The organism is Campylobacter pinnipediorum subsp. caledonicus (genome assembly GCF_002022005.1).
Classification (GTDB): Bacteria; Campylobacterota; Campylobacteria; order Campylobacterales; family Campylobacteraceae; genus Campylobacter_A; species Campylobacter_A caledonicus.
The window spans coordinates 444,125-459,302 of the sequence record NZ_CP017258.1; the positions used below are offsets into that span (position 1 = coordinate 444,125).

At 31.4% G+C, this 15,178-nt stretch carries 16 protein-coding genes; 1 reads left to right on the plus strand and 15 read right to left on the minus strand.

The genetic code is table 11. The features are described from left to right. Positions 1-9: 9 nt before the first annotated feature. From hemC to fliK, 12 genes are all read right to left on the minus strand, one after another. The gene (gene hemC, locus CPIN18021_RS02335; RefSeq protein ID WP_078422994.1) at positions 10-948 is read right to left on the minus strand and encodes a hydroxymethylbilane synthase; all 939 of its coding nucleotides are present in this window, start codon (positions 946-948) and stop codon (positions 10-12) included. Continuing rightward, positions 923-1,300 (minus strand): hypothetical protein, encoded by a 378-nt coding sequence (locus tag CPIN18021_RS02340; protein WP_157886657.1) that lies wholly within the window; start codon positions 1,298-1,300, stop codon positions 923-925. The genes hemC and CPIN18021_RS02340 overlap by 26 nt, the downstream gene beginning before the upstream one ends. Beyond that, a complete protein-coding gene (locus tag CPIN18021_RS02345; protein ID WP_078424334.1) occupies positions 1,263-1,688 on the minus strand; it encodes an FxsA family protein in 426 nt (141 codons plus the stop codon). The genes CPIN18021_RS02340 and CPIN18021_RS02345 overlap by 38 nt, the downstream gene beginning before the upstream one ends. Beyond that, the gene (locus CPIN18021_RS02350) at positions 1,682-3,385 is read right to left on the minus strand and encodes a proline--tRNA ligase (RefSeq protein WP_078424335.1); all 1,704 of its coding nucleotides are present in this window, start codon (positions 3,383-3,385) and stop codon (positions 1,682-1,684) included. The genes CPIN18021_RS02345 and CPIN18021_RS02350 overlap by 7 nt, the downstream gene beginning before the upstream one ends. Next, the gene (gene hemA, locus CPIN18021_RS02355) at positions 3,382-4,644 is read right to left on the minus strand and encodes a glutamyl-tRNA reductase (RefSeq protein WP_078424336.1); all 1,263 of its coding nucleotides are present in this window, start codon (positions 4,642-4,644) and stop codon (positions 3,382-3,384) included. Before hemA ends, CPIN18021_RS02350 begins: the two co-directional genes overlap by 4 nt. Next, the gene (locus CPIN18021_RS02360; RefSeq protein WP_078424337.1) at positions 4,644-5,537 is read right to left on the minus strand and encodes a polyprenyl synthetase family protein; all 894 of its coding nucleotides are present in this window, start codon (positions 5,535-5,537) and stop codon (positions 4,644-4,646) included. Before CPIN18021_RS02360 ends, hemA begins: the two co-directional genes overlap by 1 nt. Before the next feature lie 3 nt (positions 5,538-5,540). Further along, positions 5,541-5,963, minus strand: a complete 423-nt coding sequence (locus tag CPIN18021_RS02365; protein ID WP_078423000.1) for a hypothetical protein — start codon at positions 5,961-5,963, stop codon at positions 5,541-5,543. A 64-nt stretch (positions 5,964-6,027) separates the two neighbouring features. Beyond that, positions 6,028-6,648: an HAD family hydrolase gene (locus CPIN18021_RS02370; protein WP_078423001.1), complete on the minus strand. Its 621-nt coding sequence runs from the start codon at positions 6,646-6,648 to the stop codon at positions 6,028-6,030. Then, positions 6,648-6,977 (minus strand): hypothetical protein, encoded by a 330-nt coding sequence (locus tag CPIN18021_RS02375; RefSeq protein ID WP_078423002.1) that lies wholly within the window; start codon positions 6,975-6,977, stop codon positions 6,648-6,650. The genes CPIN18021_RS02370 and CPIN18021_RS02375 overlap by 1 nt, the downstream gene beginning before the upstream one ends. Before the next feature lie 102 nt (positions 6,978-7,079). Then, on the minus strand, positions 7,080-8,732 hold the full coding sequence (locus CPIN18021_RS02380) for a flagellar hook protein FlgE (RefSeq protein WP_193431651.1): 1,653 nt from the start codon (positions 8,730-8,732) through the stop codon (positions 7,080-7,082). A gap of 3 nt (positions 8,733-8,735) precedes the next feature. Continuing rightward, positions 8,736-9,437 (minus strand): flagellar basal body rod modification protein, encoded by a 702-nt coding sequence (locus CPIN18021_RS02385; protein WP_078423003.1) that lies wholly within the window; start codon positions 9,435-9,437, stop codon positions 8,736-8,738. 13 nt (positions 9,438-9,450) lie between these two features. Next, the gene (gene fliK, locus CPIN18021_RS02390) at positions 9,451-10,830 is read right to left on the minus strand and encodes a flagellar hook-length control protein FliK (protein ID WP_078423004.1); all 1,380 of its coding nucleotides are present in this window, start codon (positions 10,828-10,830) and stop codon (positions 9,451-9,453) included. A gap of 123 nt (positions 10,831-10,953) precedes the next feature. Between fliK and typA the strand changes: the two genes are divergently transcribed. Then, on the plus strand, positions 10,954-12,762 hold the full coding sequence (typA, locus tag CPIN18021_RS02395; protein WP_078423005.1) for a translational GTPase TypA: 1,809 nt from the start codon (positions 10,954-10,956) through the stop codon (positions 12,760-12,762). 93 nt (positions 12,763-12,855) lie between these two features. On the opposite strand, the gene CPIN18021_RS02400 is transcribed toward typA, so the two are convergent. Genes CPIN18021_RS02400 through CPIN18021_RS02410 form a run of 3 tightly spaced genes read right to left on the minus strand, consistent with a single transcriptional unit; the run spans position 12,856 to position 15,176 of the window. Beyond that, entirely contained in the window at positions 12,856-13,521 is a 666-nt protein-coding gene (locus tag CPIN18021_RS02400) for a prepilin-type N-terminal cleavage/methylation domain-containing protein (protein WP_157888039.1), read from the minus strand. Between the two features lie 20 nt (positions 13,522-13,541). Further along, complete coding sequence (locus CPIN18021_RS02405; RefSeq protein WP_078424339.1) at positions 13,542-14,735, minus strand: glycosyltransferase family protein; 1,194 nt, start codon at positions 14,733-14,735, stop codon at positions 13,542-13,544. After that, on the minus strand, positions 14,736-15,176 hold the full coding sequence (locus CPIN18021_RS02410) for a phosphoribosyltransferase (RefSeq protein WP_078415747.1): 441 nt from the start codon (positions 15,174-15,176) through the stop codon (positions 14,736-14,738). Positions 15,177-15,178: the final 2 nt, after the last annotated feature.

A 15,178-nucleotide genomic window follows, 5' to 3' on the forward strand; every position in this document is an offset into this window, starting at 1 on the left:
ATATCTAAATTAAATTTGATTGCCCATAATTTCAGCTTGTTTTAATATCTCTTTTGCACCTTTTTTTATAAATTCATTTGCCAGTATAGTGCCTATATCTTTATACTCGCTCTTGCTTACTTTTATACTGTCTTTTATGTATTTACTTGCATCAGGCATACCAACTATAGCTCTTATATCTATCGTGTCATTTTGTAATGAGGCGTTTATGCCTATAGGGACTTGGCATCCACCTTGAAGTGTTGCTACAAAATCACGCTCTATTTTTGTTTCTATGATGGTTTTTTCATCATTTAAAAAATCAATCTTTTGTATTATCTCTTTTTTGTTTACAGCCTCTATGCCTAATGCGCCTTGTCCCATAGATGGTATCATCTCATCTAATTCAAAAGGCGTTATATATCTAACATCGTTTTGTAAGTTTAGTCTATTTGCCCCTGCTTTTGCTAAGATGATAGCATCAAATTCGCCATCTTTTAGCTTTTTAAGTCTTGTTTGGACATTTCCGCGAAGAGAAAATATCTTTAAATCAGGTCTTAGCAGTAAAAGTTGCATTCTTCTTCTTAGGCTTGTTGTGCCTATTTTTGCGCCTATTGGAAGTTCGCTTATATGTTTATATTTTTCAGATATAAGAGCATCTCTTACATCTTCGCGGGAGCAAGTAGCTGCCAACACAAGTCCATCAGGAAACTCAACCGGAACATCTTTTAGACTATGAACTGCTATGTGTGTATCTCCGTTTAGCATACTAATCTCAAGCTCTTTTGTAAAAAGTCCTTTTCCTCCTATTTTTGCAAGAGGGGTGTCTAAGATAACATCGCCTTTGGTTGTCATGCCTACAAGCTCAACATCTAAATCTTTATGCTGTGTTATAAGTTTTTGCTTGATGTGTTCGCTTTGCCACATCGCCAGTATGCTTTTTCTAGTAGCAATTTTGATCGTTTTCATGTATAGCATCCCTTTTGAAATTTCGTAAGTTTATACTCATCTTTTCGCCTAAAAGTTTGTTTCTTAGACTTATTTTTGTTTTTGTATCAAAAATTTCTGTCACGATTAGATCGTTGTTTACAAATATAATATCTTTTTTTGATATTTTTCTGTTTAATGGTTTGAAATTTATATCAAGTGTAACAAAATATGCGTCAAAGCCATTTTGTAGCTTTTGAATTTTGTTTGTTTTTATGTTTGCAACTTTTAGGTTCTCGTTTTTTTCATAATTTCTTTTTAAAAAATTATGAAAATTCATATCAGCAAAGCAAATACTAGCGAATGTGATGAGTGTCATCAATAACTTCAACATCTATAATCTCTTCTTCGTTATCATATCTATCATATCTAAAATCGTGTTCATTTTGTTTATAATCAGGTTTTTTTACTAGCTTGTAAATAAGACTTATTGTTATAACTATAATTCCAAAAGTATCGCTTATAAGTCCTGGTAAAAATAGCAAAAATCCTCCTATGCCTATACCAATAGAGCTAAAAATATCGCTTGGTTTTATCATATTTATCTTAGATGTTAGGTTGAAAAAACCTATGTTAAATATAAATAAAAAACCAATTATAGCACTTAAAAATACTTCGCCAACTAATGATAAAAAACCATAATTGCTTATATAAATAACCGTAAATACTGTTTCTGCGATTATATATGGTATAAAAAGTGAGCTTTTAATTCTAATTAGCATAGTCTATTTTTTAGCTCATCTAGTGCTTGGCTTGCTTTGATTTTTGTCTTTATAAGCCCATCTCTTTGGATAAGTTCTACTTCATCATCTGCTAGTGATTTTCCAACTATGATAGCATAAGGAAAACCTAGTAGCTCATAATCATTCATTTTTACACCAAATCGCTCGTTTCTATCATCAAGCATTACATTTATTCCGATATTTTTTGCTTGCTCATAAAGCTTTGTTGCATAATTTACACAGTTTTCATCTTTTAGATTTGATATAACTATCATACCATCAAAAGGAGCGCACTCTTTTTTCCAGATACATCCTTTATCATCGTGGCTTGCCTCTACCATAACAGCTATAAGTCTACTTACACCTATGCCATAACAACCCATTATAAATGGCCTTGCTTTGCCATTTTCATCTAAGAATGTAGCATTCATAGCACTTGAGTATTTATCGCCTAGTTGGAAAATATGTCCTACTTCTATGCCTTTGCTTATTTTTAGCTTACCGCCGCATTTTGGACATCTGTCGCCTTCATTTACTTGACTTAAGTCTTTAAATCTATCTTCGTTGAAATTTGTTATATTTACACCAACAAAATGATAGTCTTTTTCATTGGCTCCGCATATCATTTGTTTGCTATCTTTTAGCTCATTGTCTATAAAAAACTCAACTTTATTTAGCCCAACCGGACCACAAAAACCGGCTATAAGACCAGCTTGCGATATCTCTTCTTCTGTTGCGTCTGTTAGCTCCAAGGCTTTTGCTGCATTTTGTGCTTTTGTCTCTTGAAGCTCATCATTACCACGGATAAAAAATACAACTATTTTTGACTCTTTTTCAAATATGGCTTTTTTTATAACGGCTTTTATTGTGTAGTATTCATCTATCTTGAAAAACTCGGCTACATCTTTTATTGTTTTTGTATCTGGTGTGAAAAACTTAGAAGCATCTGCTTCTGGTTGTGGCTTATCTGTCGTTTTTGCAGCTCTTGTCGCTACTTCTATATTTGCCGCATAATCACAATGTTCACAATAAACTATGTCATCTTCGCCGTTTTGTGTAAGCACCATAAACTCTTTACTGCCACTTCCGCCTATAGCTCCGCTATCTGCTTGAACTGCTCTGAAATTTAGACCAAGTTTTGTAAAGATAGCTGAGTAGGTTTGTTCCATTAAGTCAAATTCTCTTTTTAAATCATCTGTGTTTGAATGAAAGCTGTAAGCATCTTTCATCACAAACTCACGACCTCTTAAAATTCCAAATCTAGGTCTTGCTTCATCTCTGAATTTTGTATTTATTTGATATATGTTTAGTGGTAGTTGTTTGTAGCTTGTAACTTTACCACGAACCATGCAAACAGCACTTTCTTCATTTGTAGGGCTTATAACAAAGTCATTTTCTTTTCTATCTTTAAATCTTAAAAGCTCTTTTCCAAAAACATCAAAACGACCACTTTGTTTCCAAAGTTCTGATGATGTTACAACGCTAAAATCAACCTGCAAAGCGCCGCTTTTGTCCATTTCTTCTTTTACTACGCTTTTTATCTTTTCAAGCATAATTTTTCCAAGTGGCAAGAAGTTGTAAAGACCAGATCCGTTTTGTTCTACAAATCCACCTCTTACTAAAAATATATGGCTTGGCAGTGTTGCATCTTTTGGTGCTTCTTTTGTTGTTGGTGCGTAAAATTTAGAAAATCTCATTGTTGTTTATCCTCTTTGATGTCAAAAATATATTTCATTGATTTTGTTATGTCAAGTGCATTCTTTGTTTCGCCTATTTGCTTTAAATTTATAGTCATAGGGTGTAAAAAAGAGTTTAGGACTTGATTTATTAGTTTGTATGCCTCTTCTTGATCTGAGTTTTTTAGATAGCCTTTTTTTATGGCTTTTTGTAACTCTTTTTCGGCACACTCCTTTGCTTGTTGTCTTATAGCTTTTATGATCGGCGTGCTAAGGCTTGTTTTTTGAGCTTTTAAAAACTCATATGTGCTGTTTCCTACGATAGAGTAGGCTAGTTGAGCTTGTTCTTCTCGTAGTGCCAGGTTTTGTTTTACTATCTCTTTAAGGTCATCAACAGAGTATATATCTATAAGCTCACTTTTATTTTTTATATCTATATCTCTTGGAACGGCTATATCAAAAAAGTATCTGTGAAATGTTGTTGGTTGTATTGTTTCATCTGTTATTATAGGGTTTGGCGCAGAAGTTCCTGAAAAGATAAGGTCAGATTTGTTTACATACTCTTTGAGCTTTAAAATCGTATCCCAATCAGCCATCTCTCCTAATCTACCTACTAAGTTTTCTACTCTTTCCGAGCTTCTATTTAGGATAAGAACTTTGGCTCCATTTGATATCAGGTGTTTAGCAGCCAGCTCACACATCTCTCCAGCCCCGATAATCAGAGCTGTTTTGCCTTGTAGGGTTGTAAAAATTTCTTTTGCTTTTGCTACAGCTACACTTGATACTGAGATCGGATTGTTTGAAATTTGAGTATCGTTTCTTACTTTTGCTGCACATATTTTTGCATAATCAACAGCCTTGTTTATATGTTCGCCACAAAACTGATTTTCAAGAGCAAATTTAAAATCATTTTTTATCTGCCCCATTATCTGCGTTTCGCCAACCACTAGGCTATCAAGAGAGCTAGCTACAGAAAAAAGATGGTGTAAGGCACCGCTATCTTCAAAGACATCAGCCCTTTCAAAAAGCTCATCTTCAAATACACCAGATGCTATCGCCATACATTTTATTATATGAGATGATGATGTTTTTGGCTCATTGCTAAATGACAAAACTTCCACCCTATTACAGGTGCTTATAACCATAGCTTCATTTATATCTTTGTCTGTTTTGATTAGTTTTAAAATTTGCAATTTTTTTTCTGGTGTATTAAATGCTAACTTTTCACGAACAGAAATATCTGTATTTTTATGTGTAAAACTAATACTTAAATAATGCATTAGTAATCCCTGTCGATCATACTTTTTATAATGCTTTCAAGCTCTGAGTTTGAATGATCTTTAATCGCTTTTATAGCCTCGATTCCAAGTTCTTTTGCTTCGTTTATAGTTTTTTGTATTATATTGTATTTCTCAAATCTATCTTTTATCCATTTTATTTGGCTTTCATCTAACTCTTTTGCATGAAAACTTTTTAAAATTTCTTTCTCTTTTTCATCTAAACTTTCATAAAGATATATATAAGGAAGAGTTGTTTTTCCCTCTTTATAATCGCTCAAATTCGGTTTTCCTAAAGTCTTGCTATCTTGTGTAATATCTAAAACATCATCTATTATTTGAAATGCAAGACCTAGGTTTTTACCATAAATTTCAAACTCATTTTGTGAAAGCCCAGCTAGTATCGCACCACAGCAAGCCGTGGCTTGTATAAGTATAGCTGTTTTGTAATATATCATTTTATTATAAGCTTCTTTGTCACAGTTAAATTCTTTGCTTAAATTTACATCCATAAGTTCGCCTATGCTTAGTTTGCAAACAGCGTCTGATATGATAGATGATATCTCTTTTCCAAATTTGCTTAGTTCGTGAAAACCTTTTGAATATAAAATATCTCCAAGCATTACTGAGTTTTGTGTGCCAAATAGATAGTTTATGCTCGGTTTTCCTCTTCTTGTATCGGCTTTATCTATCACATCATCATGCAATAAACTAGCTAGATGGATAAGCTCAATTATCGCACACAATCTATATGTATTTTTATTTTCTCCAGCTATTTTTAGCAGTAGTTTTGAGCGAAGTTTTTTACCTGAGCTGATATTTTCAAACATATCGGTGGCAAGTTTATAATCAAGCTCCTTTATATAATCAAGCATTATCTTATCTATCATATCCATAACTTATCTCCTAGTTTTTGGTCTTATAAACTCAACATCAACAAGTTTTTGTCCATCTAAAATATCAATTTGAAAACTGCCTAAGTTGTTTTTAAAATCAATAAAAGTTATATATAACTTCACTCCATCATCTGGCGGGTTTTTCATACTTGGTAAGATGTCTTGTTTGTATCTATCTCTACCGTGTTGCAAACCCATAACCATATGCCTTGGAAATCTTCTAAAAAAACTTTGAACTGTTATGTTTGTTGTGTCAAACAAAGTCCATCTAAAATCAAAATAATCTTTTTCATTTGTCTGTTTTTGTATTATAGCAACTCTTCCCCACTCATCTTTTGGTAACTCAAAAACATAGGAGTGATCAAAATCCGGTTCTGTTGCAAAACAAAAAACAAAGCAACAAAAAAATATTATGATTTTATTCATCTAATTTTTCTTAAAAATATAAAATTTATTAACAAAATTTTTAGACCACATTATACTTAAAAAATTAAATTTTTTCTATTAGCTGCCAAGCTTGGTCTGTGGTATCTGCACTATATTTGCTTTCTATAGCTACCCCAAATCCCCAATTTACCTGTATATAATCTATCTTTGCATTATCAGCAGCCATTTTATCTTTTAAGCTATCTCCAACAAATACAGCTTTTGTCGCACCTGTTTTATCTATAGCAAGATGTAACATAGTTGGATCTGGTTTTTCTGGCACATCTTTACTTGCTCCTATTACTTCATCAAAAAAATGTAGTATTTCGTTTTTTTCAAGAATTTTGCTTAGTGTTTTTTCTGGTGCATTTGAAGCTAGGACTATTTTATAATCATTATCTTTACACTTTTGTAAAAGCTCTTTTACGCCATTATATGTCGTTGCATATAAGTCGTAGTTTTTTTCAAACTCAGCTTCAAAACCCTTTTTTAAAGATGTGCTTGGTGTTTGTATGCCATAAAGATCAAATGCTAAATTTCTGCCAGGTTCATTTATAACTTTTGTTATATAAGCTTTTGCAAGTTCATCTAGCCCCATATCTTTTCTTATACCATTTATGGTTTTTTCTATCGCCGTTGAGCTGTCTATGACAGTTCCATCCATATCAAAAATAACAACTTTCATTAATTTTCCTTAAATTTATTTTTATGCTTATCTTTTTTATATGTTTTTGAATTTTTTAATTTATCAAGATGATTTGCCTTTTTTAAAAGCTCTTGTGGATCTTGTTTTGCAATAGCAAAATTTACAAAGTTTTCAAGCTCTTTTGTGTAAGGGCTATCAAGATAAACAGCCTCTACTTTTTCCAGCATTTTCATATTTTTGTCAATTCTTATGTAAAATTCATCTTTATTAAAATCATCTCTTTTAAGTCCACTTATGGCTGATTTTGAGAATTTTTCTAATGCCCGTATGTATTTTACTCTTTTTGTTTTTTCGTCTATATGTTTCATCTTTTCACTTAAAATTTTAAAATGTGTATCATATCTAAAAAGTATAAATTTAATGAAAATATTTTTCGAGTTTATAATAACTAGCCAAAAACTGACTAGTTATTACCGTTTCATTTGTATTGCGGTTTGTATCATTTGATCGCTTGTTGTTATGCTTTTTGAACTAGCATCGTAAGCTTTTTGCATAACTATCATTTCTGTTAGCGCTTGGCCTAGATCTACATTGCTTATTTCAAGTGTGTTTGATGCGATATTTGTTCCAAGTATTGTTGCTCCATTTTTGCTCTTATAGAAAAATGGCTCTCCTGAGTTTGATGTTTTTGTATATATATTATCGCCCATTTTTGCAAGACCTTGGTCGTTTTGAAAATGATAAAGCGCAACTTTTGCTATAGGAAACATTTGACCGTTATTAAAATTTGCCATTATCGTGCCGTTGTTTACAACCTCATAGCTTTTCAATAATCCTTCTATAAAGCCATCTTTTTTTATATCTGTTACGGCTTTGCTGTGAAATGTGGTTAAACCTTTATATATCCCTTGTTGTTTATCTTTATCATCATTGGCATTATTATTTGTATTGTTTTTATCATTTTGTGGCTCTTGTTGTGCGAAATTTATATTTACCCCGCCAATTTCTGTTAAGGTTGTTTCTACTAATGTTCCTTTTGGTCCAAAAGTAAGCATTCCTTTTTTTGTTTCAACTATATTATTTTGTTCATCTGTTATTGTAGCCTCTATATCCCATACTGTTTTATCATTTTGTTGAGGAATTTGTTTTGTGTATCTTAGTGATAGTAGGCTTTTTGTGCCATCGTCGTTAAATATATCCGTACTCATTTTTTGGACATTTGCAACTTCTTGATTTGTTAAAAGTTGTGCTGAAACCTCAACCTTTTTTAGGTCCATATAATCTAATTTATAATCTTTTAACTCCCAGCTTCCATCTTCATTTACCTGTGTTGATAGTTCACTAAGTTTATCCCCATCTTTTATTTTTATAATTATACTATCGCCTTTTTTGTATTTATTTACACTTGGACTGTTGTTTATGTTTCCACTTATGCTTATTGTTTTTTCATCTGCTTTTATTTCATGTTTGTATGAATCTTGTTTCAAATCAACTTTGACATTTTCAAATTTTCTTGTAGCATCAAGGTTGCCTTTTATGTCTACATTTTTTGTTGCTTTTGCTTGTTGATATAAAAAATGTGGAAGCTTTATATTTGTTTGAGCGTTTTCATTTTCAAGCTCTAAGACCTCTTTTTCATCTATACTAAATGCTTTATTTATATCTTTTGTTGAATCATATTGTTTTAGTGCGTTTTTGCTTGGTGTTGCTGTTTTTAAGTTTGCCATAGTTCCTTGCACAAACTTACCCATAGGATCAACTAAATTTCCATCAGCATCAACATCAAAGTTTCCGGCACGAGTATAATACACATCTCCGTGTCTATCTCTCACACCAAAAAAACCATCACCGTGAATAGCCATATCAAATTTATTTTCTGTGTTTTTAAAACTACCCATTCTCATATCAAGAGCTGTTGTCTGTTTTGTTGCTCCAAGCCCTACCTGATCCGTTGTAGGATTATTTCCAGCCGATACCATGCTTTGATAAAATATGCTTTTAAACTCAGGCAAAGATGCCTTAAAGCCTACATTATTTATGTTTGATATATTATTTGCCCAAACATCTATACCAAAACTTTGTGTTTTGATTCCAGCAACTCCGTTGTAAAATCCTCTTATCATCTTTTAACTTTCAAAAAATTCAGATACTTCTTCTACTGGCTTATACTCGCCACCAATTTTTACATTTGCCTTACCATCTATAAACTTAACAGCTTCTACTGGATATGTTCCATAAATGGCAGTATGGGATTTTTTTCTTGAGTCTTTATAACTAGCCTTTACTTCATAGCTTCCTGGTTTTGCAACCCCTCCTGTGTCCGTTGATAAATCCCATTTTATACTATGTGTTCCAGCTGGCATTTTTTCTAAACTAATTTTTTTTATTACATTTGAGTTTGAATCAAGTATTTCAACTACACCAGATTTTACTTTATCTTCAAAATAAAGAGGTATATCTAGGGTTTGAGTTTCTTCGTTTACTGAAATTCTATCTGTGCCTAGATTTGCCATCTTTCCAAGTGCGGATAGAGCATACATGCTTGAGTTTGATTTAAGTTGTGATACAAGTTCTTTCATGGCTGAATTTGTATTTTCTTGCATTTCAAGTGTAGCCAGCTGACTTGTTTGGGTTAGCATTTTTTCTGTGTCCATAGGCGATGTTGGATCTTGATATTTAAGTTCCGTTAAAAGCAGTTTCATAAATGCATCTTTGTCAAGGTGTGCCGATGGATTTGTTCCATCCGCTTTTTGATTTTTTATATCTTGAAGTTTTTTTGTTCTTTTATCTGCTGTAAATTCTAAATTTGTATCTGTTATACTTGCCATAATTTCTCCTTATTTATATATATATCGGCATTACAAGTTCTAATAATACTTGTTCATTTGTTGCTTCATCGCTTTCGCCTTGAGCCATTTGTTTGTATTTTTTTTGTCCTTGTTCTTGTTTGTTTTGTTGGTCTGAAAAATTCATTTCAAGTTCTGTAAAGCCCATATTTACAAGACTATTTTTAAACTCTGCTTGATTTTGTAAAAATATATTCATTGTGTTTGTATTTGAGTTAAAGTTTATATGCAGGTTATTCCCTCTGTTTACCATTGTTATTTCAACTTCCCCTAAATTTAGAGGATTTAGAGTTATGTTGAATTTAGTAAAAGGTGCTTTATAATTTTGTATCTGATCTGCTAAATTTTGTGAAAAATTACTAAAAGTCTCCTTTACTGCTAGTTTGTGATTTATCTGATTGTTTGCTGTTTTTACTATATCTTTTACTATTGCATTAAGATCATTTTGATCATCTTTTTGTGTTGTTTGAATTATGCTATCTTCTTGGCCTGATTGTTGTTCTTTTTCAGGATATAATAGTGTTTGTAAATTTATCTTTTGATTTTTTGTATCTTTTGCGATCATTTCATTTGTTTTTGGAGTTAGGTTTATCTCCTCTTTTAAATCATTATCTAGCATACTTTCACTTTTTTTATCATCTTGTGTCGATTGTTTTAGTGTTTCTGTTTTTAAAGATTCGTTTATAGGCTTTGAAATCTCTTTTAGGACTTCGTTCAATCCGATAGGATTTTGTGTATTTTTTGTAACTTGTTGTATGGTTTGCTCTACCTGATTTTTTATATCTAGATTTATAGGTATTACTGGTTTGAAAAAGTCTTTTTTACCTAGGTTTTCAAACATATTTTTTAGCTCATCAACATTACCCTGTGTGATTTTTATCTTATCAAGTCCAAGGTCAAATTTGTTTGCAAGTTCTATAAGCTCATTGACACTTTTTATATTGCTTAATTCTTCAACGTTTGATATTTTATTTAAAAAATTTGCTATTTTGTCTGTGAAATTTGGAAACTTACTAACCTTTTCTCCACCATTTAAAATTTCTAAAACTTGTAAAAGTTGCATAAAATTTGCATTTTCATACAACTCATTTTTTGTATCATCATCAAGTTTGTTTTCTAAATCTTGTGAAATTTTTATATTATTTTCTTTTTTTATCTGTTTGTCTGTTTCGTTTTTCATGCTTACCGATTTTGCTATATCTTTTACATCTTTTTCGCTTAGTTTTTCGCCTTTGTCTGCTTTTTTAGATGCAGCACTTAAAACCATATTTAAAAATTCATTATTATCGCTTTTGTCTTTTTTGGTGCTATTTGGGCTTTTTTTGTTTGTATTTGTAAAAATATCAACCTGATTTTTTGTGTTAAATGTTTGCATTTTTAACCTCTTATATTAAACTGAAAATATATTAAGCAAAATATGTTCCAAAATTCTCATTAAATTTATATAAGAAAATTTTAGGTATAATCTCCCCCTTATTTAAAAACTTGGAGATAGATTTTGGAAAATTTACGAAATATAGCAGTAATAGCTCACGTTGACCACGGTAAAACGACTATGGTTGATGAATTGCTTAAGCAATCTGGAACATTTAACGAACACCAAAGTGTTGGTGAGCGTGTTATGGATAACAATGATATAGAAAAAGAACGTGGTATAACCATACTTTCTAAGAATACAGCGATAAAATATAAAGATACTAAGATAAACATTATAGACACCCCGGGACACGCCGATTTTGGTGGCGAGGTTGAGCGTGTTTTGAAAATGGTTGATGGTGTATTGCTTTTGGTTGATGCGCAAGAGGGTGTTATGCCTCAGACAAAATTTGTTGTGAAAAAAGCACTTAGTTTGGGTCTAAGACCTATAGTTGTTATAAACAAGATAGATAAACCAGCGGCTGATCCTGAGCGTGTCATAAATGAAATTTTTGACCTGTTTGTTGCGCTTGATGCAAATGATGAACAGCTTGAGTTTCCTGTGGTTTATGCTGCCGCAAAAAATGGATTTGCTAAACATAACTTAGATGATCCGGATGTAAATATGGAACCTCTTTTTGAGGCTATACTTGCACACGTTCCAGCTCCAAGTGGAAAAGATGAAAATCCTTTACAACTTCAAGTATTTACTCTTGATTATGATAACTATGTTGGAAAAATTGGTATTGCTAGAATTTTTAACGGTAAAATTTCTAAAAATCAAAATGTTACTTTGGCAAAGGCTGATGGAACAAAAACAAATGGTAGAATTTCAAAACTTATCGGATTTTTAGGTCTTGAAAGACAAGATATAAACGAAGCTAGTACTGGTGATATAGTTGCTATTGCTGGTTTTGAAGCACTTGATGTTGGTGATAGTATAGTTGATCCAAATAATCCTATCCCGCTTGATCCTTTGCATATAGAAGAGCCTACACTAAGTGTTGTATTTAGTGTAAATGATGGTCCTTTGGCTGGAACAGAGGGTAAGCACGTTACATCAAATAAGATAGATGAGCGTTTGCAAAGCGAGATGAAAACAAATATCGCAATGAGATATGAAAATATAGGCGAAGGTAAATTTAAGGTTAGCGGTCGTGGAGAACTTCAAATAACAATACTAGCTGAAAATATGCGTAGAGAGGGTTATGAGTTTTTGCTTGGTCGTCCTGAGGTTATTATAAAAGAGATAGATGGCGTTAAGTGTGAACCATTTGAGCTTTTGGTTATAGATGCACCTGATGACTGCACCGGAACGGTTATAGAAAAGCTTGGTAAGAGAAAAGCCGAGATGATAAGCATGAATCCAACAGGCGATGGACAAACAAGAATAGAGTTTGAAATACCGGCTAGAGGGCTTATAGGATTTAGAAGTCAGTTTTTGACAGATACAAAGGGCGAGGGCGTTATGAACCATAGCTTTTTAGAGTTTCGTCCGTTTAGTGGAAGTGTTGAGCATAGAACAAATGGTTCTTTGGTTTCTATGGAAAATGGAGTATCTCTTGCTTATTCATTATTTAACTTACAAGACCGTGGAGTTTTATTTATTGACCCACAAGCAAAGGTTTATATAGGCATGGTTATAGGTGAGCATAGTAGACCTAATGACCTTGATGTAAACCCTATAAAAGGTAAAAACCTAACAAACGTTCGTGCTAGTGGTTCTGATGATGCTATAAAACTAGTTCCACCAAGAAAACTTAGCCTTGAACGAGCTCTTGAGTGGATAGAAGATGATGAGCTTGTTGAGGTTACTCCTCAAAACATAAGGGTAAGAAAGCGTTATCTTGATCCAACAGAGAGAAAAAGAAAAGCAAAACAATCTAACTAATAAATTTAAAGCAGTTTTTATAACTGCTTTAACTCATTTAACGTTTAATGTAATAAATTATATTTAAAAGTTTTTTTAAAATTTTTAAATATATTATTCACAATTTCCTATATTGTTTTTATCTTCTATGCATGTGTATCCACTTTCTTTAAAAACAATTATATTTAATATATCACCATTGCCTTGCAATGATATTTTTGTATCTTCTTGAAGTAACTTTTCGTATGGGCTTTTTGAGTTTTGCAATGCAGAATACGGGCGACCTAATATATCAAATGCTAATGTTTGATTTTTTGAATTAAACTTTACTTTTGTGATACCATATGTTTTTGTTAAGTTTAGTTTTTTATCTAAAATTTGATTTGGATATTTTTGCCTAGCATAGCCACTAGTTAGTTTTTTGTTTAAATCTCTTGGGTTGTTCGCTATTTGATCTATTGAATTTGGATTTCCACTATATGAACCACTATCGCTAAAAACCGTATATCTCCATATTTGCTTACTTTTTTGCGTATCATAATGAAAGAGTATTCTCCAGTATGCTTTATACCAATCATTTTCCGGAGTGCCATCTGATTGTAGTGTAAATTTATTATCTTGCATTGCTAAGTGTTGAGTATATCTTATATCTGCCATTATCTGATTTGCTGCTTCTCTTAGTGGATTTTTATTTGATCTTGGTATGGCTAAAGCTGATAGTATTCCAACTATCGCTATAACAAATACTAGTTCCAACATTGTAAATGCTCTTTTTATCATCATAACCTCAAATTATTTATTTATAATTTATGTATTATTTTATCAAATTTTTTAACAAAAAAATCATTATTATTTTCTATAAGAGCTAAATTACCACCATTGGATATGCCATAAAATTTTAACCTAAGAGCTAATTTATAATTTTGTGTATTTATCTCATATATATTTAGCTTTGATAACTCTTTTGATAACTCTTTTGCTACATGAAATTTATATGCAAAATGTTTTTTTGGATTGTTTATAAAATTATATAATACAGGGTTGAAAATAATAATCAACCAATTAGAAAATAAAAATAAAAATACAAATACTAATGCTATTTTATGTTTTTTTCTAAACTCGGGTAGCCTTACTCTATATGAGCTAAAAAATATTCTAATCATAAGAGGTGTTGCTATAATGCAAAAAGGTAAGAATTCTTCCAATTGAACCTTTTGTCTTATAGATAATACTATACTAATACAAAACGAAATTACAGATAAAAACCACAATATATCTTTTTTTTCTTTTATCCAAATTCTATATATGGCATATATAAAAAATATAAATATAAATGGTGAAAAAACAGCAGCAAATATACCAAAGGTATCTATAAAGTGGCTACTTGGTTTACCCTGTGTATCAAATCCAAAAAAGGATAGACTTATTGTAAAAAAAATAGCACTAAGCCAAGCTAGTGTAGCATTTTTTGTATATACACCATAAGCAAAAAATGCTAAAAATAGTATCATAAATGAGCTATCTACAAAAATAGAACTAGCCATTAATATATAAGTTATATAGATATTGTTTTTGTGAAAAAAATATAAAATAAAAAGTGTTATCATAAGGCACAAGCCGGCATTATTTACTATTAAAGCGCTTGCTACAGTGCCTGGTAAAAATACAAAAAGTAATATTGCGATAATTCTATCTTGATGAAATTTAATGTAAAACTTACTTATTTTATATAACAAAATAACACTAATAATATGAAAAAAAATCATAGGTATTCGTAATGCAAAATCGTTTTGCCCAAATAGTTTGCAGCTAGCGGTTATTATTTTATGTAAGATAGAATCTTGTTCGTTAAAAAACACAAGCGCTTCATAGTAGCTTATACTTAAAGTGCTTGTGCAATATATCAAAAGAGCTAAATCAAGAGCGCAGATTATGGTTAAAACAAATATATCATTGTTTTTAATGCTATAAAGTTTTAAACCATAATCTTTCATTTAAAGTGTTATATCCCAAAAAAATTCAATCCACTCAGTTGCCTCTTTTGCTTTATAGTCAGGCATTAAAAGAGCGGTTTTTTTATAAAATATAGTTGCTATTTTTATATCTAAATGAGGATATAGCTTTAATAATGTCTTTTTTATCTCAGCCATACTTTCTCCGCTATCAACTATATCATCTACGACTAAAATTTTATTTACATTTGATAAATCAGGTATGTTAAATATGTTTATTGTGTCAAGCTTGCTTTGTTCATCGTAGTGTATAGAGTTTAGACTAAATAAATTGCGATTTTGTAAAGCAATTGCTATAAAATGTCCTATGGTCATTCCACCTCTTGCGATAGCTAGTATAGCATCAGGACTAAAGTCATCCCTTATCTCTCTTGCCATAGACTTTATATCTTTTTCAAATTCATCATAAGAATAAAAAAACATAA

Bases quoted from the DNA above. Each gene is read 5' to 3' on its own strand.
- CPIN18021_RS02350 (WP_078424335.1), bottom strand. From the start codon at position 3,385: ATGAGATTTTCTAAATTTTACGCACCAACAACAAAAGAAGCACCAAAA.
- CPIN18021_RS02405 (WP_078424339.1), bottom strand. From the start codon at position 14,735: ATGAAAGATTATGGTTTAAAACTTTATAGCATTAAAAACAATGATATA.
- CPIN18021_RS02400 (WP_157888039.1), bottom strand. From the start codon at position 13,521: ATGATAAAAAGAGCATTTACAATGTTGGAACTAGTATTTGTTATAGCG.
- CPIN18021_RS02345 (WP_078424334.1), bottom strand. From the start codon at position 1,688: ATGCTAATTAGAATTAAAAGCTCACTTTTTATACCATATATAATCGCA.
- fliK (WP_078423004.1), bottom strand. From the start codon at position 10,830: ATGCAAACATTTAACACAAAAAATCAGGTTGATATTTTTACAAATACA.
- CPIN18021_RS02375 (WP_078423002.1), bottom strand. From the start codon at position 6,977: ATGAAACATATAGACGAAAAAACAAAAAGAGTAAAATACATACGGGCA.
- CPIN18021_RS02340 (WP_157886657.1), bottom strand. From the start codon at position 1,300: ATGTTGAAGTTATTGATGACACTCATCACATTCGCTAGTATTTGCTTT.
- CPIN18021_RS02385 (WP_078423003.1), bottom strand. From the start codon at position 9,437: ATGGCAAGTATAACAGATACAAATTTAGAATTTACAGCAGATAAAAGA.
- CPIN18021_RS02370 (WP_078423001.1), bottom strand. From the start codon at position 6,648: ATGAAAGTTGTTATTTTTGATATGGATGGAACTGTCATAGACAGCTCA.
- CPIN18021_RS02365 (WP_078423000.1), bottom strand. From the start codon at position 5,963: ATGAATAAAATCATAATATTTTTTTGTTGCTTTGTTTTTTGTTTTGCA.
- hemC (WP_078422994.1), bottom strand. From the start codon at position 948: ATGAAAACGATCAAAATTGCTACTAGAAAAAGCATACTGGCGATGTGG.
- CPIN18021_RS02360 (WP_078424337.1), bottom strand. From the start codon at position 5,537: ATGGATATGATAGATAAGATAATGCTTGATTATATAAAGGAGCTTGAT.
- CPIN18021_RS02380 (WP_193431651.1), bottom strand. From the start codon at position 8,732: ATGATAAGAGGATTTTACAACGGAGTTGCTGGAATCAAAACACAAAGT.
- CPIN18021_RS02410 (WP_078415747.1), bottom strand. From the start codon at position 15,176: ATGTTTTTTTATTCTTATGATGAATTTGAAAAAGATATAAAGTCTATG.
- hemA (WP_078424336.1), bottom strand. From the start codon at position 4,644: ATGCATTATTTAAGTATTAGTTTTACACATAAAAATACAGATATTTCT.